This is a genomic window from Actinotignum timonense (assembly GCF_002860685.3).
Lineage (GTDB): Bacteria > Actinomycetota > Actinomycetes > Actinomycetales > Actinomycetaceae > Actinotignum > Actinotignum timonense.
This window is the reverse complement of sequence record NZ_CP136960.1, coordinates 806075-828876: the sequence shown is the minus strand read 5'-3', so window position 1 is coordinate 828876 and position 22802 is coordinate 806075. Positions and strand designations below refer to the sequence as shown.

Here is a 22802-nt window from a genome sequence, read left to right as displayed (position 1 = left end):
GCTACACAGGCTCGTCGTCGAGCAACCCGGCGCGCGTCATATCCACCGCGACCCCGATACGCCCTTCCACCCCCATTTTCGCCACGATGGCGGAGAGGTGCGTTTTCACCGTGGATTCGGACAGGTGCAATTTCTCGCCAATATCGCGATTCGAGAGCCCCCGGGAAACCTGCCGGGCCACCTCGAGTTCGCGGGCGGTGAGCCGCGCGATTTTTTCCTGGGCGCGCCGGCGCGCGCTCACGGTGCGGGTCGCCGCCAAATATTCGTACACCTGCTTGGCCGCGCGCGGGGAGAGAGCGCCATCCCCGGCCGCCACATTGCGGATCGCCTGGAGGAGAACCTGGGGATCTTCCGATTTGAGAATAAACCCGGAGGCGCCGGCTTCCGCGGCGCGCACCGCTTCATCATCGGCATCCAGAGTGGTCACCACAATCACCTGGGGTGGATGCGGGAAACTCCGCAGTTGGCGCGTGGCCTCGATGCCGTCCATACCCCCGGGCATCGCCACGTCCATGAGCACGACGTCGACCTTCACCGCGGTGAGAGTTTCCAAAGCTTCGCGGGCCGTGCCCGCCTGCGCCACCACCTCACTATCGCGCTCCGGACTCAGGTTAATAATCTGTACCAGGAGACGGCGAACCATCGGGTCGTCATCAACGACCATAACGCGAATGGGTGAGGAAATCGGCACCGCGCTATTTTACCATTCCAGGATTGCCACCCCGGGCACTCCCGTCCCAGGGAAGGTGCACATCAACTGCGAAAACGCCGCCCGCGGTAGTGAAGCTGGCTCGCCCGCCCAGGGCCTGGGCTCGGGCCTGCACCCCGCGCAATCCCGAACCCGCCCCGTGCTCGCTTTCGCGTTGCTCCCCATCATGCGGAGCGGGCATAGCGTTGCGCACCGCAATATCGAGGCCCTGATCCGGCCCACCGCTCACCCGCACCCGGGTGGTTTCTTCCGGGGCGTATTTCACCGCGTTGGTGAGCAGTTCCTGGACGATACGGTAGCAGGCCGTGGTAAGCGCGGCCGGGGCACGTTCGGCATCCGTAATAAAAACATTGGCGACGACGGGATGCCCGGCCGCCAGCACCTTATCAATATGATCCGCTAATTCAGTGAGGGAACGCGGCGGGCGGTAGGCCGAGGAACTCGGATCACGCATGACCCGCACCAGGGAACGCAAATCATCGGTAGCCTGGCGGGAAGATTCCCGCAGCGACCGCGCCGCTTCCTCTAAGTCCGCATCCCCGCGCGCCAGCAATTCCAAGGAGCCGGCCTGCAGGCTCATAATGGCCAGCTGAGAGCCGATGGAATCATGAATTTCCCGAGCCAGGGCATCGCGTTCTTCTTTGCGGGTGAGCTGGGTTTCCAGCTCTTCGGAAGTGGCGGCGGAGGCTTGGAGTTCCTCGCTGGTGGCATCCAGGCGATGGTGGGTTTCCTGGAGTTCCGCGGTGGCGCTGCGCCACAGCCCCCAACCGATAGGGAGGAGCACCGCCACCGCGTAGAGCACCAGGAGCGGCACAATATTATTCGGGAAATCCTCCAGCGGATTCTGGTGGTTGAGGAAACCCATCACCCAGGAGGAGTTGTAATCTTTCCCGGTCAGTTCGCGGGCGAATTGCCAGGCGGTAATGAGGGCATACATGAGGCACACGCCCAAGGCGCGGCGTCGTCGCCCCCATGCACGCGCCCCCGCAAGATAGCGCGGCAGCAAAAACCCGACCACCGGTCCGATCGCACCCAAAGTAGAACACACGGCCGCAACCGCGAGCGCGCGGCGCGGGTAGCGTTCCCGGCGCGCCACCCACACGCCCGCCATAATGCAGCAGCACATCGATACGAAGATCCCGACTTCGTCGAGGGTGCCGAGCCAGCCAGGCAGCGCGCGGATTTTCGCGCGTTCAATCTGGTAGCCGACCCCCACGACCATGACGATATATATGGCGGCAGTTTTGAGATAGAAGGGGAGGGCGGCGAGCCCGCGCCGGCGCGCCGGACTCTGCCCCGCACGCGCCGCCGCACCGCTGCGTTTCTTCGGCGCGTAATCTGTCATGCCTGTGATTGTACGGCGCGCCCGCGCGCTTCAGAACCGCCGTTCGGCCCGCGAATGCCACCCGAAGGGATGAGGCGGGTCTGCCCAGGTGGAGGATGTGCGCGCCGCGCCGCGCTTCTACCCTGGAGGCGATACGTGAGCGACTCCGGCCGCGGCCTCCTGCCTGGCCGGGGCGGCGCCCACCGCTGTAGATAAGAAAGGTTCTCGCATGTCAGCATCCACGCCGCCGGTGTACGGCGCAGTACCCGCTCCGGAACAGAAAAAGAATTGGTTTGCGCGCCATAAGCTCCTCACCGCGCTGCTCGTTATTGTGGTGCTCGCGATTGTGGGCACCGCGCTGTCCAAGCAATCCGATGGCAAACCCGCCGCCACGTCCAGCTCCCAGGCCGCCGATAGCGCCGCATCCGGGAACGCCGCGGAGGGCGCGGATAAGAAGGCCGAGGCTGAGGGCGATAAAGGCGATAAGAAAGATAAGAACGACGACGCAACCGTGGGCATCGGCACCCCGGTCGTTCTCGGTGATTTTGAAGTGACCGTGACCAATGTGGAGAAGGGCGTGAGCCATATCGGCAATGATGTGCTGGGCAAGGATGCCACCGGCCAGTACGTCATTGTGGATGTGACCGTGAAGAATACCGGGAAGGAAGCGGCTGGCTTCGCCGAATCGGAGCAGAAGCTCGTGGATACCGAGGGGCGCCAGCATTCGGTTTCCGGGGATTCCCTGTACTTGGGCGATGCGTCGATGATCTACGAGAAGGTCAATCCGGGCAATACCGTGACGGGCAAGCTGCTCTACGATGTGCCGGCCGATGCAGTTCCAGCCAAGCTGGAACTGGAGACCGGGTGGATTCATAACGCCACTGTTAACTTGCAGTAAACGCCGCTTATTTCGCTTGGCGGTTTTCGCGCGGCGTGTTTTCTGCGCCTGGCGTTTGGTTTCGCTAGTTTCGCTGGGCGCTGTGTTACGCGGCGTTTCTCTTCGCGGCCCTTCGCTCTAGAATCGAGAGCGAGGGGCCGCGGCGCATTCACCCAGCTGAGCGCGCTCCGCGGCGGCGCTCGTAGCGGCGATCCACCCGGTATCGCACCTACCGCGGCGGCGATCGTAGCGGCACACAAGCGATCAAACGAATAAGCGAATAAGCAACCAAGCGCTCAAGCGAAGAAAGGCAGCTCGTAGCTATGTCACAGCTCGACACCATCTGGTGGCAAGTTTTTGCCCTGGGAGCCTGCGGGGCGCCCATTCGCGAGGGGCATAGCCCCCTGACCGCAACCGGGGAACTTCCCGATGCCGCCCCCGGTGAACACCGCTTACGAGCTTTGGATCCGTGGCTGGATTATCTTATTGAGCTCGGTGCCAATGGCCTGCTCCTCACCCCGATTTTCGCTTCGGTTTCCCACGGCTATGACACCCTCGATCATTTCCGCCTCGATCCGCGCCTGGGCGATAACGCGGATATTACCCACCTTATTGAGGAAGCGCACCGCCGCGGCATCCGGGTGCTTTTCGACGGCGTCTTCAACCATATTTCCCGCTCCCACCCGCAGCTCGAAGAGCTGGGCCTACGCACCGAGAGCGGTGATTTCCACACCTGGGAAGGGCACGGGGATCTCATTACCCTCGACCATTCTTCGCCGCGGGTGCGTGAGCTGGTCCGCGAGGTCATGGAATTCTGGCTGGAGCGCGGTATCGATGGCTGGCGCCTGGACGTGGCCTACGCGGTCCCGACCGATTTTTGGGCGGAAGTGCTCGGGAAAGTCCGCGAGCGCTTCCCCGAGGCGCTGTTCCTGGGCGAAGTTATCCACGGCGATTACCCCGATTTCGTGGCGCGCTCCAGCGTGGATACCCTCACCCAATACGAGCTCTGGGCCTCGATCCGCCAGTCGATTGCCGCGCGTAATTTCTGGGAGCTGGACTGGAATCTGGGGCGGCACGCGCAATTCTGCGAGCATTTCATTCCCAATACGTTTATCGGCAATCACGATGTGGAACGCATCGCCACGGCGGTGGGCCCGGCCGGCGCGGTGCTGGCCGCCGCGGTACTCTTCACGGTTCCCGGGATGCCTTCGATTTATTACGGAGACGAACAGGGCTTCACGGGAACCAAACTCGAAGGCTTTTCCGCCGACGACCAACTACGCCCGCCCCTGCCCGAACGCCCCGAACAGCTCTCCGACCTGGGCGCCGGGATGTACCGCGCCTACCGCGCCCTCATCGCGCTGCGCCGCACCCACCCGTGGCTCACCCGCGCCCGCCTCGAGGTGACCGGCAAGGATAATACCTGGATCGAGTACCGCGTGTGGGAGCGTCAGCACGACGACGCAGCTCCGGCCAGTGCGGACTCTGGCCAGCCCGCTGAGCTGCGGGTGCGCCTCGAACTCGAGCCACACCCGAGCGCTCGTGTCATAGGCGTTGATCCTGCCAGAAGCGACGTTGAACTCTTCTCCTGGCACGCGGGCGCAGAAAGTGGGGAGTAAACAGTGCTTATCCTCCTACCTCCTTCGGAAGGGAAAACCGCACCGACCAGCGGCCCCACCCTTGACCTGAGCGCCCTGAGCGTCCCGGAATTCACGGCCTTGCGCACCGAGCTGGTGGCGGAGCTGGAAGAAGTATCCAGGCGCCCGGATGCCCTCGATATTCTCGGGGTGGGTCCGAGTATTGCTGATGAGGTCGCCACGCAGATCACGCTGCGCGAGCAGCCCTGCGCCCCGGCCTGGCAGGTGTATACCGGGGTGCTCTACCAGGCCCTCGATATGGGGAGCTTCTCGGCCGCTCAGCTCACCCGCGCCGGGGAGCACACCCTGATTTTCTCGGGGCTCTTCGGGGCTACCTCGCCCCTTGACCCCATCCCTTCCTACCGATTGGGAATGAACGTGGAGCTGGGCGGCGCGAAAATCTCGGCACGCTGGGCACCCCTGTGGCCGGTTCTCAACAGCCGGGCCTCCGGATTGGTCATTGACGCGAGGTCCGGTGCCTATGCGGGATGGAAGGTGCCGGCTAGCTGCGACGTCGTAAAAATAACCGCGACTCGCATCACGGGCGCAACGTCCCGCACGATCTCGCACGCCGCGAAATATTTCCGCGGGCGGGTGGCGCGCCTGGCGCTCCTGGCCGATACTCTGCCGCGCGAAGCCGAAGAATTGGCGGAATTGTGCCAGCAATTAGTGGGCGAGGAAACCGCGGCCGGGGCGATCACCGGGGTGGAATTGGGGCCGGCGCGGCGCGGGGTGCGCGAGCTCGCGGTGGTGGAGACCGTGGATGCGGGGCGCGCCCACTAAGCTGGGACCGTGCGTTGTTCGTATTTTGAGGCGGGGACCTGCCGTTCGTGTACTCGGATGGGTGAGGCCTACCCCGCTCAGGTGGCGGACAAGGAGGAACGCCTGGCCGAATTGCTGGCGCCTTTCGCGCCGGAGTGGTTGCCGCCAGCACTCTCCCCGGAATCGCATTTTCGTAATAAAGCGAAGCTCGCCGTGGGCGGAAGCACGCAGGCGCCGACGCTGGGAATTTTGGATCGGGATATGCGCGGGGTGGACCTGCGCGAATGCGGACTTTACGAGGAGCCCATTACCGCGGCGCTCCCGGCGCTGACCGAGTTCATCGGGCGGGCGCGGCTCACGCCTTTCGACGTGCCGAGCGGGCGCGGGGAACTCAAAAATATTCTCCTCACCGCGGCGCCGAGCGGTGAGCTGCTACTACGTTTTGTGCTGCGCTCGACCGAGTCGGTGGTGCGGATTCGCAAGCATCTACCCTGGTTGCGCGCGCAGCTCCCGAACGCTCGGGTTATTTCCGTTAATTTGCTGCCGCAGCGTGCCGCCCTCGTGGAGGGTGAGGAGGAGATTGTGCTGACCGGGGAGGATACGCTGCCGTTCCCGCTCGGCGCGGTGACGCTTTATCTCACCCCGCGTTCCTTCTTCCAGACGAATACCACGATTGCCCGGGCGATGTACGCACAGGCGCGCGAATGGGCCGCGGGTTTAGATGGGGTGCGCACAGTCTGGGATTTGTATTGCGGGGTGGGTGGTTTCGCGCTGCACGTGGCCGGCCCGGGGCGGCGCGTAACCGGCGTGGAGATTTCCGAGGCCGCGGTGGATTCCGCGCGCCGCGCCGCCGCGAAGGCCGGCAGTTCCGCGCAGTTTTTTGCCGGCGACGCCGCACGTGCCGCCGGCAAGCTCGGCGGCACGCCCGATCTGCTCATCGTCAATCCACCGCGGCGTGGCCTGACAGATCTCACCGAGTGGATTGCAGCCAATCCCCCGCGCTGGCTCATCTATTCATCGTGCAATCCCACCACGCTGGCCAAGGACTTGCAGCTGCTGGATGGCTTTACCGTGCACGAAGCACGCCTCATGGATATGTTCCCGCAGACCGGGCATATGGAGTGCATGGTGCTGGCGGAGCGGGTGAATTAGGCGGGCGGCAGCGAAGTTTCGGAGCGGTATGCCGCCATATTTATCCCGGGCGTTTCGCGAAGGATAAGTGCTTGCGCCTGCCACTACATTGGCGCAGACTGTTCAACAGGCGATAAGGAGGTCACCCATGGCAAAGACAGCGAATGTATACGTCCGCATTGATCCGGAACTCAAGGAACGGGCAGAACACATTTTGAGCTTATTGGGTATCTCCCCGTCAACTCTTATTACCCTGCTTTATAAGCAAGTGATCCTGCACCGCGGCATCCCCTTTGAAGTGAAGCTCCCGTATGCCAGGCCGGTTGATATTAGCTCGCTGACCAAAGAGGAGTTAATTGCCGAATTGGACAAAGGCCTCCGGTCCATCGAATCTGGCGCCACCCGACCCGCAGACGAAGTATTTAAATCACTGAGTTTAGAGTTCGGCGAATGGGATTCCGCGATAGGTACCGAAACCCAGCCACTTTGATTCATTTAGAGCTCTTGTGGCTCTGAGCTGATGGTTGCAGCTCGCGTATGTGGAGCATCCTCGACATTTAGGGCTTCAAAAAGCTCCTTGACGGAGCACAACAAGGATCGCACTACGGGAGTTAAGCAGCCGGCGCAGGTTGCGGATAGGTAGCGAGCAAGTGCGCCGCCGACTGGGCTGCAAAGTTTTTCCCTTGGTACGATTCTTCACCCTGGTATATAACCGCGCGATTTTCGGCCGGGATTCCCAGGAGTTCACCGATCTGGGAAAGCTGGTGGCCGAATTTATCGCGCATCGTAATCGAGGATTTAATCTCGAAAATGCGCGGGTGACTACGCACAGTGCAATCAAGGAGATCAACCTCGCGCTTGGAGTCATCACGATAAAAATAGAGCTCCGGCTCCGTTCCCATATGGAGATATTGTTTCCGCATCTCCGCGATCACGAAATTCTCGAATACCGCCCCTCGTTTCGGATGGGTCAGAAGTTCAGCAGCACTTCGGATTCCCAAAAGATGACACAGCAAACCCGTATCGTAAAAGAACAGCTTCGGAGTCTTCGTCACTCGTTTCACACCGCTGGACATATACGGCTGCAGCGTAAACGTGATGTAGGAGAAATTGAGAATCGACGCCCACTCTTTAACGGTCCGATAGGTGGAGCTGATATCGCGCGCCAAGCCGCTGTAGTTAATGAGGCTTCCGCTCGACTCTGCGCACAACCTCAGGAAAGCACGGAACACGTCAATATTTCGGACACCGAGATAATCCGCGACATCTCTTTCAAGGTAAGTCCGCACGTAATTAGGCATAAAAACGTGGGCCGGGATACCTGCGTCGTAAATACGCGGATAACCTCCGGCAACTTGCGCTTCGCTGAGTGTGGGCACAGGATCAAGTGCTTGAAGTTCCTGCCAGCTCAAGGGCAGCAGCTGAAGCATTCCAACTCTGCCGGCCAAGGATTGGCGAATGCTCCGCAGCAGCGAAAAGTTTTGCGAACCGGTCAAAATGTACTGGCCCGCCTCACCACGCTCATCTGATCGCACCTGAATGGTAGAAAAAAGATCCGGAGCGTATTGCGCCTCATCAACGATAAGCGGCGCGGGGTGCGCGGCAAGAAAACCAACTGGATCCTGGGTAGCTGCCGCACGGAGATTCGGATTTTCGAGGTTGACGTATTCATACGTGGGAAAAGCCGTCCGAACCAGGGTTGATTTCCCGCTTTGGCGCGGGCCGGTAACGAAAACTACCGGAAACCATTGCGCTAATTGTGCGATATAACCACTCGCACTGCGAGGAATCACCGTGCCACCCTCTCCCCTCATTGCGATAGCAGAGCCACCGCATGTATGCACCAGAACTCACCAAATCATTGCAGTAGATCCTACCAAATCATTGCAGTAGAACCCACCAAATCATTGCAGTAGAACCCACCAAATCATTGCAGTAGAACCCACCAAATCATTGCAGTAGAACCCACCAAATCATTGCAGTAGGAACTGACGGATCGGCACAATAGCAACGAAAAACCCCGCTCGCACCGCTATCGTAGACCGGCACAGTCGCACATGGCTCGCTCGCGGCTTACACACTCACCGCAAGCCGTAGCGTTTGAGGTGGCGTTGAGCGCGCGCGGAGTTGTCATTCTGCAAGGCGAGCAGCTCGGCGTAGATACCTCCGGACTCGGCAAGCTCTGCCGGGCTACCCACCTCATCAATACGCCCGGCGCGCAGAGTAATAATGCGGTCCACGCTGGCAATAGTCGAGAGCCGGTGCGCAATAATAATCGAGGTGCGGTCTTTCATAAGTTCTTCCAGACCGGCCTGCACCCACCGCTCGGAGCGGGTATCCAGCGCGGAGGTTGCTTCGTCCAGCACCAAAACCGGGGCAGCTTTGAGCATGGCGCGAGCCACGGCGATGCGCTGGCGTTGCCCACCGGAAAGCTTGAGCCCGCGCTCCCCGATGACGGTGTCATACCCCTGGGCAAAACGCCGGATAAAACGATCCGCGTGTGCGCGGGTCGCGGCATCGAGGATTTCGTCCTCAGTAGCATCCGGGCGCCCGTAAGCAATATTTTCCCGAATTGTTCCCGAGAAAAGCGCTGGGTCCTGGAAAACTACCCCGATGGCGGCCCGAACCTGCCCGAGTGGCAGACCCGCGATATCGCTGCCGAAGAGCTCAATATGCCCGGCCCGCGGTTCGTATAGCCCCAGGAGAAGCGAGGTCAGGGTGGTTTTCCCACCCCCGGATTCTGAAACGAAAGCGACCCGCTCCCCCGGCTCGATAGCGAAACTAACATCGCGTAAAACATCCGGATCGGTGCCGTATCCAAAAGTTACGTTCTCGAAGCGAATCGCCGGTACATCAGGCTCAATTTCCACCACGTTCTGGTGGAGCGCGCGGGCCGTAAGTGGGCGGGCCGGTGCGGCGTCGTCGTTAGGAGTAAGGACGGCGCCGTTAGGAGTAACGGCAGTGCTGCTGGAAAGAGTCGCGCTGCCGGTCAATACGGGGCGTTGGCCGCGTTCGGTTTCGGTGAGTTCCATGACCTCGAAGTAATCGCGCGAGCCGGCGATGGCGTGCTGGGTGGTGTCCACGATCCAGCTCATGGACATGACCGGGCGGCGTGCCATCCCCACGAGCTGCACCAGGATAACCATGTCGCCCACGGAGAATTGGCCGCGTGCGGTGCGCAGGAAAATAATGGCGTAAATCGCGAAGAAAATAACGGCCATAACCATGCGGCGCAGGAAGTCCATGGTGTGCCAGTGACGGGATTGATTGGCGGTGAGGCGCTCGGCGTGTTCGTAGTGACGGGCGAAATGCGCGAGTTCGCCGCGTTCGCGGGTGAAGGATTTGACCACGCGGATCTGGCCGATTACTTCGTTGAAGCGCCCGCCGGCCACGTCGATGTCTTCGTTTTTCTGTGCTTCCAGGCCCTGCCAGCGCCGCGAGGTGAGGGCGGTCAGCCACATGTAAATCGGGAAAATAATAAGCAGGAGGAGGCAGAGCAGCGGGGAATAAATGAAGGAAATAATCAGTACGGCGATCACCGTGAGCAGCGTGGTGAAGAAGGAGTTTGCGAAGTTCTTGACGAAATTCGTGACCTCCATAATGGAGCGGTTGAGGCGCGAGGTGATGGTGCCGGTGAGTTCGCGGTCGAAATAATCTTGCGGGAGGGTGAGGAGTTTATCGAAGTAGCGCACGGAGAGGATGGAGCGCATTTTTTGGCTCATGAGGTCGCCGGCATAGCCACCCAGCGAGTCGATGGTGGTGGAGAAAAAATCGATGGCGAGGAAGGCGCCGGCCAGCAGGATAACCCGCCGCACCGCCACATCAACGTCAAGACTGCCGCTCACGGCAGCAACCGCGGTATCGGTGGCGGCGCCGAGCACGAAGGGAACAATGATGGTTCCGGCGGTCACGAGGATGGAGGCGAGGGCCACCGCCACGTAGTAGCGGGACAGCGCGGAGGTGAAACGAAAAATTCTTAGCAGTGCGTGCACATAGTGACCCTAGCAGTACTGCGCGCTGTTCCCGGGGCGTTCGCGTGCCGCGCCGCGCTGGAAGTCACGGTCGCGTTCCTGGATGCGGTCGCGTTCCTAGGCGCGGTCACGTGCGTGGCTGCGGTCGCGGCTGCGTTCGTGGCTGTGGTCGCGGCTGGGGACGCGCCCGTGTTCACGGTCGCGTTCGCGGTTGCGATCCCAATCCATCTGCACCGCGAGCGCGGAGAGGAGTAGATCCAGGGTGTGGGGTTGGTAGCGGGTCAGTTCGGAGCCGGGGTGGCGCGCGGCACCGGCTGCGGAACTTGCCGCCGAACTTCCGGCGGCCCCCGCGCGGGAAGGCCCGGCGCCTTCTTGTGCGCGTAGCTGTGCGAGGCGCTGCGCGGCCTGGTGGCGCAGGTACTCGCGTAGGTCTTTATGACCACGAGTAAGAACGACGTCGCCATCCGCTCCGGCAGCGAAAATCCGGCGAGCATGGGCGCGCCGTTCGTTGGCGCGTTCCCGCTCTGCCGCGAGTTCTTGTTCCGCGTGCTGGAGGGAGCGGGTGAGCTGGTCAATGCGCTCTTGCATCTGGAGGATGCGGGCAATGCCGGCCAGGTTGATGCCATCCTCCTGGGACATGCGTTGAATTTCTTGGAGGCGTTCCACATCCTCCAGGGAGTAGCGCCGCCCGCCTCCGCGGGTGCGCCGGGCGGACACCAGCCCCAGGCGGTCATATTGGCGCAGCGTCTGGGCGTGCATGCCCGCGAGTTCGGCCGCTACTGACACCGTGAGTAACGGTGCGCGTCGATTCGCCATACCTCCTCAACCTCCTTTGTTGGGGTTCCGGGCCCGGCCCCGCGTGGGGCCGGGCTAGCCGGGTTTTTCGTTCCTCGTGTCGCTTCGTTAGAGCTTCGCGCTAGCTTGGTTATCCGTTCGCATGAGCTTCGCTAGCACTTCGCCTAGACCTTGGCCATGCGGATGAAATCCGCGCGCGGATCGGCATCGCCTGTGGCTTTGGCGAAGAGTTCCACGGTTTTGCGGGCATCATCCGACAGCCGGGTGGGAACCACGACCTTGAGACGCACGTACATATCCCCGGCCGTACCCTTGGCCGTGAGACCCTTGCCGCGCACCCGCAGAATTTTATCCGTGGAGGAACCGGCCGGGATTTTCACCCGGACGGTGTGCCCTGCCAGCGTTGGTACTTCTACGGTAGCCCCGAGAGCGGCTTCCGGGAAGGACACCGGGACATTGACGTAAACATCCTTGCCCTGCACCTCGAAAACCGGGTGGGGCTCCACGTGGACGGTGACGATAATATCGCCAGCCGGCCCGCCGTTGAGGCCCGGATGCCCCTTCCCGGCGATCCGAATTTTCTGGCCGTCACTCACGCCGGCCGGGACTTTCGCGGTCACGGACTTGCCGGAGGCGGTTTGGATTTTCACGGTGGCCCCGTCCACAGCCTGGCGGAGCGGGAGCGAGACCGTGGCGGTCATATCCGCACCCTTCTGGGCCCGGCGCTGGGAGCCGAATCCGGCGAAACCTCCACCTCCCTGTCCGCCCCCGAAAAGTCCGCCTAGCACGTCCTCGAAGTTACCGCTGAAGCCGCCTGCGCGGGTGCCGCCCGTGGAGGATGAGGCGTGGTAGGTTCCGCCGCGGCCGCCGGAGAACATGGAGAAGATGTCCTCAAAACCACCGCTGCCTTGCCCACCGGCCCGGAAGCGGGGCCCGCCGGCCCCGAGCGCCCGGATCGCATCGTATTGTTTGCGATCCTCCGGGTTGGAGAGAACCTGGTAGGCCTCCCCCACCCTCTTGAACTTTTCTTCGGCGTCCTTCGAGCCGCCATTCCGATCGGGGTGGTAACGGCGGGATAGCTTCCGGTAGGCCTTTTTAATATCCTCCTGGGTGGCGTCTTTTTTCACGCCGAGTTCCTGGTAGAAATCCTTATCGAGCCAATCTTGGCTTGCCCCTGCCATATGCTCACCTCCCCTTTCTTATCCTGCTGTGTGTATTGCGTGAAGCCTGCCCCCACTATTCCGGTGAGACCACTCCCACCCGGGCCGGGCGGAGAACCTTATCCGCCACGGTGTATCCGGGTTGGATAAGCGTCTCAATAGTTTGAGCGGTGGCTTCCGCCGAGGATCGATTCATGAGTGCCTCGTGGTACTCCGGATCGAACTCATCACCAACCGCACCGAAACGCGCCACCTTGAAGGTGGAGAAGAGAATCTGCTCCACCTTCTCCGCGATCAAGCCAGTGGGGCCTTCCAGGTCCCCGTGCTGGCGAGCCAGCTCCACATCATCAAGAACCGGAAGCAAGGCCTCAATCACCTTGAGAGTGCCCGAATCGCGGTGCGCTCCGGCTTCCTGCTTGGAGCGGCGCACGTAATTCGTGTACTCCGTTTCGGTGTTGTACAGCGATGCCTGGGCGCGTTTGAGCTGATCCTCCAGGGTGCTGATGGTCGCCATTGCTTCGCTGAGCGGATCGGCCGCGACGGCCTCCGTATCGCCTGCGCCGGCCTCAGCACCGGAAGCTTCAGTATCGGATTCGTGAGTATCCGATGCCTGGGCAGCGCCAGCCGCGCCAGCTTCTCCAGCGTCAGCCGCGCCCACCTCGGGTTCCTGAGCCGTGCCCGTGCCAGATTCACCCGCATTTGCCGGCGAGGCCGCGGCGGTAGCTGCGTCGTCGTTCCCAGAAACAGCGCCCGCACCGGAACCGCCCGCGCCGTTACCGGCACCCGCGCTTTCCGGGCCGTTGCGCTTCAGATCGTCCTCACTCATTACTTATTCTCCTCATCGTCCACGACTTCGGCGTCGACGATATTGTCGTCAGAAGAACCGGACGCACCGGAACCACCCGCGGCACCGGACGCATTCGCGCCGCCATTCTGCTCAGCAGCCTGGGCCTGCGCGTAAATTTCCTGCCCGATCTTCTGCGATTTCTCGTTGAGTTCGGCCAGGGCGCTCTTGACATCCTCCACGTTGCCGGTGCCCTTGAGGGTTTCGCGCACCTTGGCGATGGCCTCCTCCACTTCGGTGACGGTGGCATCGGTGAGCTTGTCCTTATTGTCCTTGATCAGGCGCTCAATGGAGTACGCGGTCTGCTCCGCCTGGTTGCGGGTATCGGTTTCTTCCTTGGCCTTGGCATCTTCCGCGGCGTGCTCCTCAGCTTCCTTGACCATGCGGTTGATTTCCTCTTCGGATAGGGCCGAACCGCCGGTAATGGTCATGGACTGTTCCTTGCCGGTGGACTTATCACGCGCGGACACATGCACGATGCCGTTGGCATCGATATCGAAAGTCACCTCAATCTGCGGCACCCCGGACGGAGCCGGCGCGATCCCGGTCAGATCGAAGGTGCCCAGCGGCTTGTTATCGCGCGTGAACTCACGTTCACCCTGGAACACCTGGATGGATACCGAAGGCTGGTTATCTTCCGCGGTGGAGAAGGTTTCCGAATGCTTGGTGGGAATAGCGGTATTGCGCTGGATGAGCTTGGTCATCACGCCGCCCTTGGTTTCAATACCGAGGGAGAGCGGGGTGACGTCGATAAGCAAAACATCCTTGCGGTCCCCGGTAATCACACCGGATTGCAGCGCCGCACCCACGGCCACGACCTCATCAGGATTGACACCCTTATTGGGTTCGCGCCCGTTGGTGAGCTCCTTGACCACTTCGGTCACAGCCGGCATACGGGTGGATCCACCCACCAGCACCACGTGATCAATATCGGAAATCTGGATGCCCGCATCGCGAATCACGTTCATGAACGGGGTCTTGGTGCGATCCAGCAGATCCTTGGTCATATCCTCAAACTTGGCGCGGCTGAGGGTTTCGTCCACGTGGATCGGCCCGGATTCGCTCATGGAAATATAGGGCAGCGAAATCTGGGTGGAGGTCGCGGCAGACAGCTCAATCTTCGCCTTTTCCGCGGCTTCCTTGAGGCGCTGCAGCGCGATCTTATCCTTGGACAGATCCACACCGGAGGCGTTCTTCACCTGGTCAACCAGCCAGTTGACGATGCGCTGATCCCAATCATCCCCACCGAGCTTGTTATCCCCGGAGGTGGCCTTCACCTGGATGAAGGAGAAATCATCCTCATCCTTGCCCACTTCCAGGAGGGAAACATCAAAGGTGCCACCGCCCAGGTCGAAGACCAGAATCGTTTCATCTTCCTTACCCTTTTCCAGGCCGTAGGCCAGCGCCGCGGCCGTGGGTTCGTTGACGATACGCTGCACATTCAGACCGGCGATGGTGCCGGCATCCTTGGTGGCCTGGCGCTGTGCGTCATTGAAGTAGGCCGGCACGGTGATAACCGCATCGGTGACGGTATCGCCCAGGTAGGCTTCCGCATCCTTCTTCAGCTTCTGGAGAATAAACGCGGAAATCTGCTGCGCGTTGTAATCCTTACCGTCAATATCAACCTTCCAGTCATCGCCCATATGGCGCTTGACGGAAGAAATCGTGCGATCAACATTGGTGACAGCCTGGCGCTTGGCCACTTCACCCACGAGCACTTCTCCGCTCTTAGAGAAGCCCACGACGGACGGGGTGGTGCGCGCACCTTCCGCATTCGCGATCACCGTGGGTTCCCCGCCTTCGAGGACGGCCACCACGGAGTTGGTTGTTCCCAAGTCAATACCTACTGCACGTGCCATGATTGCTCCTTCTGCATTCGTGCCGCAGATCCGCACGCCGGCGGTACCGGCCGCGGACCCTTCGACAAAGTTTCCTTCCAAGTCTGAACGATCCGAGAACCTATGTCCAATCGGCTCGCCCTTTCTTGAGTCCACCTAACTCAACCTTAGGGGCGTGGTTTTTATTCCCGCCCACTTTTCGCGAGCTACGTCACGTCCTTGCGCACCCTCTTTTTTCGGTACGACGACGCCGCTGCGCCATCCCGGAATCCGGCTGGCCACGCCAGGTAGACTTGCACCATGACTCTGAGCATCGGTGTGGATGTTGGCGGCACGAAGGTGGCCGCCGGCGTCGTCAATGAACAAGGTGAAATTTTGCAGCGGGTCCGGCGCCCCACGCCGCGCCAGGATTCCGAGGCCTTTATCGCAACTATCGCCGCCTGCGTCAATGACCTCAAATCCTCGGGGGCTACCACCGTTGGAATCGGGCAGGCCGGCTATATCGCCGCGGATCGCGATACGTTGATCTACGGCACGAATGTGCCCCTACAGAACGGACGGCTCGGTTCACGTATCGCTGAGCTCACCGGCATGCCCGTCGTCGTTGAAAATGACGCCAACGCTGCCGCCTGGGCCGAATACCGTTTCGGTGCCGCCGCTGATGCGGAATCTGCCGTTGTGGTAACACTCGGCACCGGGCTGGGCGGCGGCATCATCATGAACGGGAATCTGCTACGCGGCGCTTTCGGTTTCGGCGCGGAAATCGGCCATATCCACATGGTTCCGAACGGGCCGCTGTGCGGGTGTGGATCGCGCGGCTGCTGGGAAGTGATGGGCTCGGGTAGTGCACTGGTGCGTTTCGCCACCGAACGGGCCGCGAATTACCCGAGCGGAGCCGCTCGCATCCTGGAATTGGGCGAAGGGCGCGTGACCGGCCCGGCCGTGACCGCGGCCGCCCAGGAAGGCGATGAGATGGCCCTCGATGTTTTCAATGAGCTCGCTCATTGGAACGCCATCGGTTTGGCGGATATGGCCACCATTTTCGATCCGGAAATCTTCGTGATTGCCGGCGGGGTAAGCGAGGCCGGTTCGCTCGTGCTTGATCCGCTGGTACGCGAATTCCCCGAAGTTCTCCCCGTGGCGAAATACCGGACGCTGCCGGAGATTCGCCTCGCGCGGCTCGGGAACGACGCCGGGATTATTGGCGCCGCGGATCTGTCCACGATTGAGTAACGTGGCTGGCTAGCCAACGTGCGTGAGCTGTGCGCCGGTCGATTTGGCGCGCATAGAGCCGCCAGCAACCGCGTGAGCTGCGCGCCCCGCGAACACTAACACCATCCAGGCTGCGCGCCGGAATACGCTTCCCGGTTTCCACCGCTAGCGAGCATTTCCGGCGCGCAGCTGATTTTTGTTTCGAGGGCGGTTTTTCTGTCATAGGCCACCTTTAGGATGAGCCTATGAATGAAAACATAACTACTGGCGCGTCCGCCACCGCGCGCGCCGCTGAACAAAGTGCCGCGGATTACCGCACCATTACGGAAGTTTCTGATTACCGGCAGGCCGAACGCCTGGTAGATGCGCTCTCGGATGCCGGGTTCCCGGTAGAAAATGTGCGTATCGTCGGCGTGAATCTGGAAAGCGTGGAGCAGGTGACCGGGCGCCTGACCACCGGGAAGGCCGCGCTCTACGGCGCGGCGGGCGGAGCCTCCTGGGGCCTCTTCTTCTCCTTCTTCTTTATCCTTTTCGCGCCGGCCGTGGTGCTCTGGCAGGTGCTCCTCTTCGGGCTCGCCTGCGGGGCGGTGCTCGGTGCCATTATGGGTGCGATCTCGCACGGGTTTACCGGTGGGCGGCGTGATTTCGCTTCGGTGCGGGCCACCACCGCCAATTCATATGAGGTGCAGGTGCGTAGAGCCTTCGTCAATGAAGCTTATGCAACTTTGGCGCAGGCCGGGTATTCGGTGAGCTAAGAATTCAGCTTCACCGTGCTCGCAGCGGAGCTACCCACTACTATGGTGGGTGGCTCTGCCGCCGAACGTGAGGGGAACTTATGGTTGTACGCCACGAAATCCGCCCGCCCATTACCCGGCTTCCGGACGGGACCATCAAACAGATCAACCCGTTTTCCGGTACCGAAGTGTGGACCCAGCCGGGCCGCGCTAACCGACCCCTCAAGGCCGAAGTTCCCATCGCGGAACCGCTGAGTGCCGATCACCCGGAAAACTTCTGTTCTTTCTGCGCGGATCGGGTGCTGGAAACACCGCCGGAAAAGGCGCGCATCGTTGGCAACCCCGCCACGGGTGAAGCCCGGATCACCTATGATGCCCCGGTGGATTCCCTGGCGGACCCGTGGGATTTCCGGCGAGTTCCTAATCTTTTTGAGATTGTTCCTTTCCAGTACTGGACCACCAACTACCAGTACGAGCTCACCACCCGCCGCCAGGATGCTTTTGAGCGCTACACCTCGGATGCGGCCGGGCGGGCCCACGTGCTTTCCGTGGCGCATAACAAGGCCATTGCCTCGGGCATGGATGAGGATGCCTGGAATGCGCTTCCGGAGCGGGAGCGCCTCTTGAGCGCGCTGCCGTTCTACGGGGGCGGGCATGATCTCATTATCGGGCGCCACCACTATGTGCCGGGTTCGGATTCCACCGCGAATCGGGCCGGCTCGGGTACCCTCACCCCGGCTGAGCACTACTGGTACTTCCTGCTTACCGCGGATGCCATGCGCGATTTGTACGAGCAGAACCGCTACGTCAAATACGTGCAGGTCTTCCAGAATTGGTTGCGGCCGGCCGGGGCCTCCTTCGAACACCTCCATAAGCAGCTGGTGTCCATTGATGAGCGCACCGTCAATCACCGCTACGAAGTGGACCGGGTGCGCGATAACCCCAATATTTTCAACGAGTACGGGGTGGATTACGCCGGCTACCACAATCTCGTTATCGCGGAGAACAAGTACGCGGTGGCCTACGCCGGGTTCGGGCATCGCTACCCCACGCTCGAAGTGTGGTCGCGTTCGGAAGCCTCCCAACCCTTCGAGCACACCCGCCACGAATTGCGCGCCGTTTCGGATCTGGTGCATGCCATGCACGCGGCCACCGGCCCAGATATTCCCACAAATGAGGAATGGTACGCACCTTCGCGGGATATGGAAGTAGCAACCCCGTGGCGGGTGCTCCTCAAGTGGCGCACCTCCACCCTCGCCGGTTTTGAAGGCGGCACCAAGATCTACGTCAATACCATTGACCCGTGGTCCTTGCGGGATCGGGTTGTTCCCCGCCTGCTGGAGCTGCGCGCCGAAGGTGCGATTGCTTCCACGATCAATATCGCCACCGAATGCAGCTGCGAAGTCAATTCGTTGCGTTACGGAATGGGTGAATCAGGAGTGCGCGGCAGGTAGTTTGGGCCGCGGCCGGAGCCATCTTCACTCGAGGCCGCACCCGCCCCGGCCTGGCGCGTAGAAAGGAGACCCTATGTCTCGGATTGCTGAAACCGCCCTCGTTTTCGAGGGCGGTGGTATGCGCGCGAGCGCCACGGCCCCGGTGGTGATCAAGCTCATCGAGGCCGGCCTGGAGTTCCCGCACGTTTCGGGGATTTCGGCGGGTTCCAGTCACGTGGCGAATTATCTCAGCCGTGACCCGCTGCGGGCCCGACGGTCTTTCGTGGAATTTGGGGCGGATCCGAATATCGGAAACTGGCGGACCTTCCTCAGCGGCAAGGGCGCCTTCAACTCGGATTACATTTACCTTCACACGTCACGCCCGGGCCAGGCCCTTCCCTTCGATTTCGAGACTTTCCAGTCCACGCCCGGCGATTTTGACATCAGTGCTTTTCGTTTGAGCGACGGCGCCGCCGTGCACTGGCACCGCGGCGATATTAAGGTTCTTGACGACCTGTTGGTGCGGGTGCAGGCATCCTCAACGATGCCCGGCATCATGCCTTTCGTAACGCTCGACGGTGAGCTTTATGCCGACGGCGCGCTCGGGCCATCCGGGGGTATACCTATTGATGCCGCTGAGGCTGCTGGCTTCGAGCGCGCCGTCGTTATTATGACGAAACCGCGCGATTACGTGCGCCCGGCACCTTCCCGAAAGGCAAGTGCGCTGATCCGGGCGGCTTTCCGCAAATACCCCCACCTCGTTACCGCGCTGGAGGAACGCGCAGCCAAGTACAACGCCACCCGGGTCCATCTTTTCGATCTGGAAGCACGGGGGCGGGCCTACCTCTACTTCCCGCGCCACCAGCTAACTTCCAACCGGGAGACCAATGTGGCGAAACTGGAAGCCTCTTTCGCGGCCGGCACCGCCCAGATCAACGAGGACTTCCCTGCGATCCTGCGCTTCCTCGGGGTTTAGCTGCACTGTTCAGGAATATTAGTTAACCTGCGGCAACCAGCCGCCCGCTATCCATGCGCACCACCCGGTCGGCAACGGTCGCCGCTTCGGCATCATTGTGGGTCACGTAGACCGCCGTCGTGCCTGCCTTTTGCAGCACCCGGCGTAGGAATACCGCCAGGTCCTCCCGCAGGCGGGTATCGAGGGCGGAAAGCGGTTCGTCCAGGAGCAGCACCCGCGGGCGCGCCGCCAGGGAACGCGCCAAAGCCACCCGCTGAGCTTGCCCACCCGAAAGAGTCGTGACCGCCCGCTTGGTATAACCGCTCAGTTCCACCAGCTCCAGCCAGCGCTCCACCTCTGCCTCGACCTCGGCGCGCGAACGGCCTTTCTCAATCCCGTAGGCAATATTTCCACCCACGCTGCGATTCGGGAAAAGCTGCCCGTCCTGAAAAACCATGCCCACCCCGCGCCGATGGGTAGGAACCGCCGTCATATCAGCGCCGTCGATCAGCACCTGCCCGCGCAAAGCCTCCAGCCCGGCGATCCCGCGCAACAGCGAGGATTTCCCCGAACCGGACGCCCCCAGCAACGCCACGGTCGTGCCCGACTCCACGCTAAGATTCACGCCGCGCACCGCCTCGAAACCGTCCGGGTAACGCACCGATACCTCACGAAGTTCTAACACGAAGCTTTCCTTTCTGCTGCGTTAATAACGACGACGCAGCCCCGGCAGGCGCCGCCATTTCACTCAGCGCCATCAGCCCCCCGGTGACCGTACCGAGCACCACCGCCCCCGCCATCGCGGTCCCGTAATTTTCCGCCCCGGGCCTCCCCAGGAGCTGGCCGATCAGCACCGGGAGCGTGGTGGAATCACTGGTGGCCAGGAAGGATGTGGCACCGTATTCCCCTAAGGAAATGGCCAGGCCGAAACCGGCTGCCACCGCGAGCGCCCGGGCGGCGAGCGGCAGGTCAATACTTCTCCAGATCCTCCCCGGGCCGGCCCCCAGGGTGGCGGCGGCCTCGCGCAAGCGTGGGTCAATGGCCCGCACCACCGGGAGGATCACCCGGGCCACGAGGGGAAGGGCCACCACCGCTTGCGCCACCGGGACGAGCACCTGCGCGGAGGGAACAAGCATGCGAATGGTGAGGAATAATCCGAAACCTACCGTCACCGCGGAAACTCCCAGCGGCAGCAGGGCGATCCCTTCCGCGGCCGCGCTCACCGGCCGCGGCGGGGCCCACGGGGAAGCCAGCGCGAAAGCCAGCAGCGCCCCGAGGAGCAGGGCAAGTGCGGCAGCGCTCAGGCCCGTTGTCAAAGAATTCCGGAGCGCATCGGAAGCCGAGACCCCCGCAAATCCGGAAGAACCGATGAGATTGCGGTAGTTCTCCAGCGTCCAGGTACCCGAACGCTGGAAGGAGCGCGCCACCAGGGTGAGGAGCGGAGCTCCGATCAGGAAAATAACGGTGGCCGCGCTGATGAGCAGCGCGGGAATATCACTCCGGCTCACCTTCCTCCGGGCGGCCGGGCGCAGGCGCAAGGCTGCCGAGGTACGCCGGGTGGCCCGGGCAGCCACCGCGGTGGCAATCCCGACGATCACCACTTGTAGAAGCGAGAGCACCGCCGCGGCCCGTAAATCAAGGAAGGTGGTGGTCTGCACCCAGATTTCAGTTTCGAGGGTCCCGTAGCCAGGCGCACCTAAGGTTTGCACGATTCCGAACGACGTCGAACAAAATAAAAAGACTATAGCCGCGCCGGAGGTAATAGCCGGGGCCAATTCCACAAGGGTGACGGTACGGAAAGCCCGCCACGGGGAGGCGCCGAGGGTACGGGCAGCCTCCGCGTGCGGGGGCAGCGCCGCCCACAGTGGCCCCACCGTCCGCGAAATCACGGCGGTATTGAAGAAAACCATGGCCGCGACCACCGCCCACGGGCTGGAATCCCAGCCGAGGAAACCGTAGGGGCCGTCCGCGCGCAGCAGCGCCCGGAACGCGGTTCCCACCACCACGGTGGGGAGCACGAAAGGTACCACCACGAAGGCTCGCACCACCCGCACTCCGGGCAGGCGCAGTCGGTAAAGCACATAGGCGAGGGGAAGCCCGAGCAGTACCGAGAAAGCGGTACTGGCCGCTGCCATCCACAGGGTTTGCCCGGCGACTTTCCAGGTGCGCGGGCGGGTAAGTTCGGCGGCGAAACCCGCGGTATCCACCCCGGCCGGGGTGACGAGCCCGCGCGCGAGCATCGCCACCACCGGCCACAGGAAGAAGACCGCGAGGAAAAATAGCGGGACCGCGAGCGCGAGGGCAACCACCAGGGAAGCTCCGCGCGGGCGCGGGATACGGAATGCGTTACTCACATTCCCGCGGTGTCACGCCAGGCGCGGATCCATTCGGCGCGCTGGGCGCCCACTTCTTTAGCGTCTAGCACGATGGGGTCCTTCACACGCGGGGCGTGCTGCTGCCAGCTCGCGGGCAGCTCCACATCGGCCACCGGGTACACGTACATCGACTCCGGGATGGCTTTCTGCACGTCCTCGGAAAGTAGGAAATCGATAAAAGCCTGCGCGCCTTCCGGGTTCTCTGCCCCGCGCAGCACCCCGGCGTATTCCACCTGGCGCACGCAGGTCGATTCGATCACGCCGGTGCGCCCGTCTTCAGCGGCCGGGGAGGAAGAATAGGAAACCACCAGGGGGTAATTTCCCTTGCCTTCCGAACCGGAAAAATCGGTGTAGTAGGCATCCGTCCACGAACCGGAAATGCGGGTGCCGGCCCCGAGCAGCTGGCCCCACAGCTGGGAAAGCCCCTCCGTTCCCCCGGCAACGTGGGCGGTAGCGGCCAGGAAAGCCAGGCCCGGTGAGGAAAGCGCCGGGTTTTCCACCGCGAGCAGCCCGGCGTATTCGGGGCGGGAAAGATCGGCGAAACTCAGGGGCGGAATCATATTTTTCTGGGTGAACCACTCGCGGTCGTAATTCACGCAGACTTCGCCCTGGTCGATGGGATTGAGTTTCCCTTCCAGGGCGGTCACTCCCGCGGGGAGTTTCGGGGAAGAATAATCGGCGATGGTGTTACCATCAAGCGCCTGGTAGGCGGTATAGGTATCCACCCCGAACACCATATCCGCACCGGGTTTGCCATCCGCCAAGACCAATTGGTTAACAACCTGGCCGGTATCCCCGGGTGCTGATTTCACGATGGTGTACCCGGATTCTTTCTCGAAGCGGGCGATGAGCTCATCGGGAAGGTTGAATGATTCGTGGCTGACCACCCGAACTGTGGTGGGCTGATCGCTCGCTGCCGGAGAGGCGGCGTCGTCGTTCTTTGAGCAGCCGGCCAGGGCCAGTGCCGCAACCATCACGGCGGCCGCAAGAACGCGGGCGCCGTGCCTATTTTTCTGGACCATGCATCCTCCTCAGGATATAAGGA

20 protein-coding genes are annotated in these 22802 nt (G+C 62.0%); 9 read left to right on the top strand and 11 right to left on the bottom strand.

Features of this window, described 5'->3' with window-relative positions; all coding sequences use genetic code 11:
• Nucleotide 1 precedes the first annotated feature (1 nt).
• Together CYJ17_RS03420 and CYJ17_RS03415 are read right to left on the bottom strand one after the other, a co-directional pair.
• Nucleotides 2–691, bottom strand: a complete 690-nt coding sequence (locus CYJ17_RS03420; RefSeq protein ID WP_087069977.1) for a response regulator — start codon at nucleotides 689–691, stop codon at nucleotides 2–4.
• A gap of 4 nt (nucleotides 692–695) precedes the next feature.
• Complete coding sequence (locus CYJ17_RS03415) at nucleotides 696–2054, bottom strand: sensor histidine kinase (protein WP_087069978.1); 1359 nt, start codon at nucleotides 2052–2054, stop codon at nucleotides 696–698.
• Between the two features lie 208 nt (nucleotides 2055–2262).
• On the opposite strand from CYJ17_RS03415, the gene CYJ17_RS03410 reads away from it, so the two are divergent.
• The 5 genes from CYJ17_RS03410 (at nucleotide 2263) to CYJ17_RS03390 (ending at nucleotide 6930) form a co-directional block, all read left to right on the top strand.
• Nucleotides 2263–2931 (top strand): DUF4352 domain-containing protein, encoded by a 669-nt coding sequence (locus tag CYJ17_RS03410; RefSeq protein WP_087069979.1) that lies wholly within the window; start codon nucleotides 2263–2265, stop codon nucleotides 2929–2931.
• 302 nt (nucleotides 2932–3233) lie between these two features.
• Entirely contained in the window at nucleotides 3234–4529 is a 1296-nt protein-coding gene (locus CYJ17_RS03405; protein WP_087069980.1) for an alpha-amylase family glycosyl hydrolase, read from the top strand.
• Between the two features lie 3 nt (nucleotides 4530–4532).
• Nucleotides 4533–5330 (top strand): YaaA family protein, encoded by a 798-nt coding sequence (locus CYJ17_RS03400; protein ID WP_087069981.1) that lies wholly within the window; start codon nucleotides 4533–4535, stop codon nucleotides 5328–5330.
• A 57-nt stretch (nucleotides 5331–5387) separates the two neighbouring features.
• Nucleotides 5388–6461 (top strand): methyltransferase domain-containing protein, encoded by a 1074-nt coding sequence (locus tag CYJ17_RS03395; RefSeq protein WP_087069982.1) that lies wholly within the window; start codon nucleotides 5388–5390, stop codon nucleotides 6459–6461.
• Nucleotides 6462–6588: 127 nt separating this feature from the next.
• Nucleotides 6589–6930, top strand: a complete 342-nt coding sequence (locus CYJ17_RS03390; RefSeq protein ID WP_087069983.1) for a type II toxin-antitoxin system RelB/DinJ family antitoxin — start codon at nucleotides 6589–6591, stop codon at nucleotides 6928–6930.
• Between the two features lie 121 nt (nucleotides 6931–7051).
• On the opposite strand, the gene CYJ17_RS03385 is transcribed toward CYJ17_RS03390, so the two are convergent.
• The 6 genes from CYJ17_RS03385 to dnaK form a co-directional block, all read right to left on the bottom strand.
• Nucleotides 7052–8254, bottom strand: a complete 1203-nt coding sequence (locus CYJ17_RS03385; RefSeq protein WP_087069984.1) for an ATP-binding protein — start codon at nucleotides 8252–8254, stop codon at nucleotides 7052–7054.
• Between the two features lie 267 nt (nucleotides 8255–8521).
• Nucleotides 8522–10432 carry an ABC transporter ATP-binding protein gene (locus CYJ17_RS03380; RefSeq protein ID WP_087069985.1) on the bottom strand — a complete coding sequence of 637 codons (1911 nt, stop codon included), beginning with the start codon at nucleotides 10430–10432 and terminating at the stop codon, nucleotides 8522–8524.
• A gap of 96 nt (nucleotides 10433–10528) precedes the next feature.
• The gene (locus tag CYJ17_RS03375) at nucleotides 10529–11227 is read right to left on the bottom strand and encodes a heat shock protein transcriptional repressor HspR (RefSeq protein WP_087069986.1); all 699 of its coding nucleotides are present in this window, start codon (nucleotides 11225–11227) and stop codon (nucleotides 10529–10531) included.
• Nucleotides 11228–11370: 143 nt separating this feature from the next.
• Nucleotides 11371–12387 carry a DnaJ C-terminal domain-containing protein gene (locus CYJ17_RS03370; protein WP_087069987.1) on the bottom strand — a complete coding sequence of 339 codons (1017 nt, stop codon included), beginning with the start codon at nucleotides 12385–12387 and terminating at the stop codon, nucleotides 11371–11373.
• A 55-nt stretch (nucleotides 12388–12442) separates the two neighbouring features.
• On the bottom strand, nucleotides 12443–13192 hold the full coding sequence (locus CYJ17_RS03365; RefSeq protein ID WP_087069988.1) for a nucleotide exchange factor GrpE: 750 nt from the start codon (nucleotides 13190–13192) through the stop codon (nucleotides 12443–12445).
• On the bottom strand, nucleotides 13192–15069 hold the full coding sequence (gene dnaK, locus CYJ17_RS03360) for a molecular chaperone DnaK (RefSeq protein WP_026428617.1): 1878 nt from the start codon (nucleotides 15067–15069) through the stop codon (nucleotides 13192–13194). Before dnaK ends, CYJ17_RS03365 begins: the two co-directional genes overlap by 1 nt.
• Before the next feature lie 279 nt (nucleotides 15070–15348).
• On the opposite strand from dnaK, the gene CYJ17_RS03355 reads away from it, so the two are divergent.
• From CYJ17_RS03355 to CYJ17_RS03340, 4 genes are all read left to right on the top strand, one after another.
• Entirely contained in the window at nucleotides 15349–16281 is a 933-nt protein-coding gene (locus tag CYJ17_RS03355) for an ROK family glucokinase (protein WP_087069989.1), read from the top strand.
• 224 nt (nucleotides 16282–16505) lie between these two features.
• Nucleotides 16506–17015 (top strand): general stress protein, encoded by a 510-nt coding sequence (locus tag CYJ17_RS03350; protein ID WP_087069990.1) that lies wholly within the window; start codon nucleotides 16506–16508, stop codon nucleotides 17013–17015.
• Nucleotides 17016–17095: 80 nt separating this feature from the next.
• Nucleotides 17096–18448, top strand: coding sequence for a DUF4921 family protein (locus CYJ17_RS03345; RefSeq protein WP_016441865.1), 1353 nt, complete (start codon nucleotides 17096–17098; stop codon nucleotides 18446–18448).
• Nucleotides 18449–18521: 73 nt separating this feature from the next.
• Nucleotides 18522–19403 carry a patatin-like phospholipase family protein gene (locus CYJ17_RS03340; protein WP_087069991.1) on the top strand — a complete coding sequence of 294 codons (882 nt, stop codon included), beginning with the start codon at nucleotides 18522–18524 and terminating at the stop codon, nucleotides 19401–19403.
• A gap of 22 nt (nucleotides 19404–19425) precedes the next feature.
• Here CYJ17_RS03340 and CYJ17_RS03335 read toward each other — a convergent pair whose 3' ends face one another.
• The 3 genes from CYJ17_RS03335 to CYJ17_RS03325 are packed head-to-tail and all read right to left on the bottom strand — an operon-like array spanning nucleotide 19426 to nucleotide 22779.
• Nucleotides 19426–20067 carry an ABC transporter ATP-binding protein gene (locus CYJ17_RS03335; RefSeq protein ID WP_087069992.1) on the bottom strand — a complete coding sequence of 214 codons (642 nt, stop codon included), beginning with the start codon at nucleotides 20065–20067 and terminating at the stop codon, nucleotides 19426–19428.
• Nucleotides 20051–21736 (bottom strand): ABC transporter permease, encoded by a 1686-nt coding sequence (locus CYJ17_RS03330; protein ID WP_234984416.1) that lies wholly within the window; start codon nucleotides 21734–21736, stop codon nucleotides 20051–20053. The genes CYJ17_RS03335 and CYJ17_RS03330 overlap by 17 nt, the downstream gene beginning before the upstream one ends.
• Nucleotides 21733–22779: a thiamine ABC transporter substrate-binding protein gene (locus tag CYJ17_RS03325; RefSeq protein WP_087069993.1), complete on the bottom strand. Its 1047-nt coding sequence runs from the start codon at nucleotides 22777–22779 to the stop codon at nucleotides 21733–21735. Before CYJ17_RS03325 ends, CYJ17_RS03330 begins: the two co-directional genes overlap by 4 nt.
• Between the last annotated feature and the right edge of the window lie 23 nt (nucleotides 22780–22802).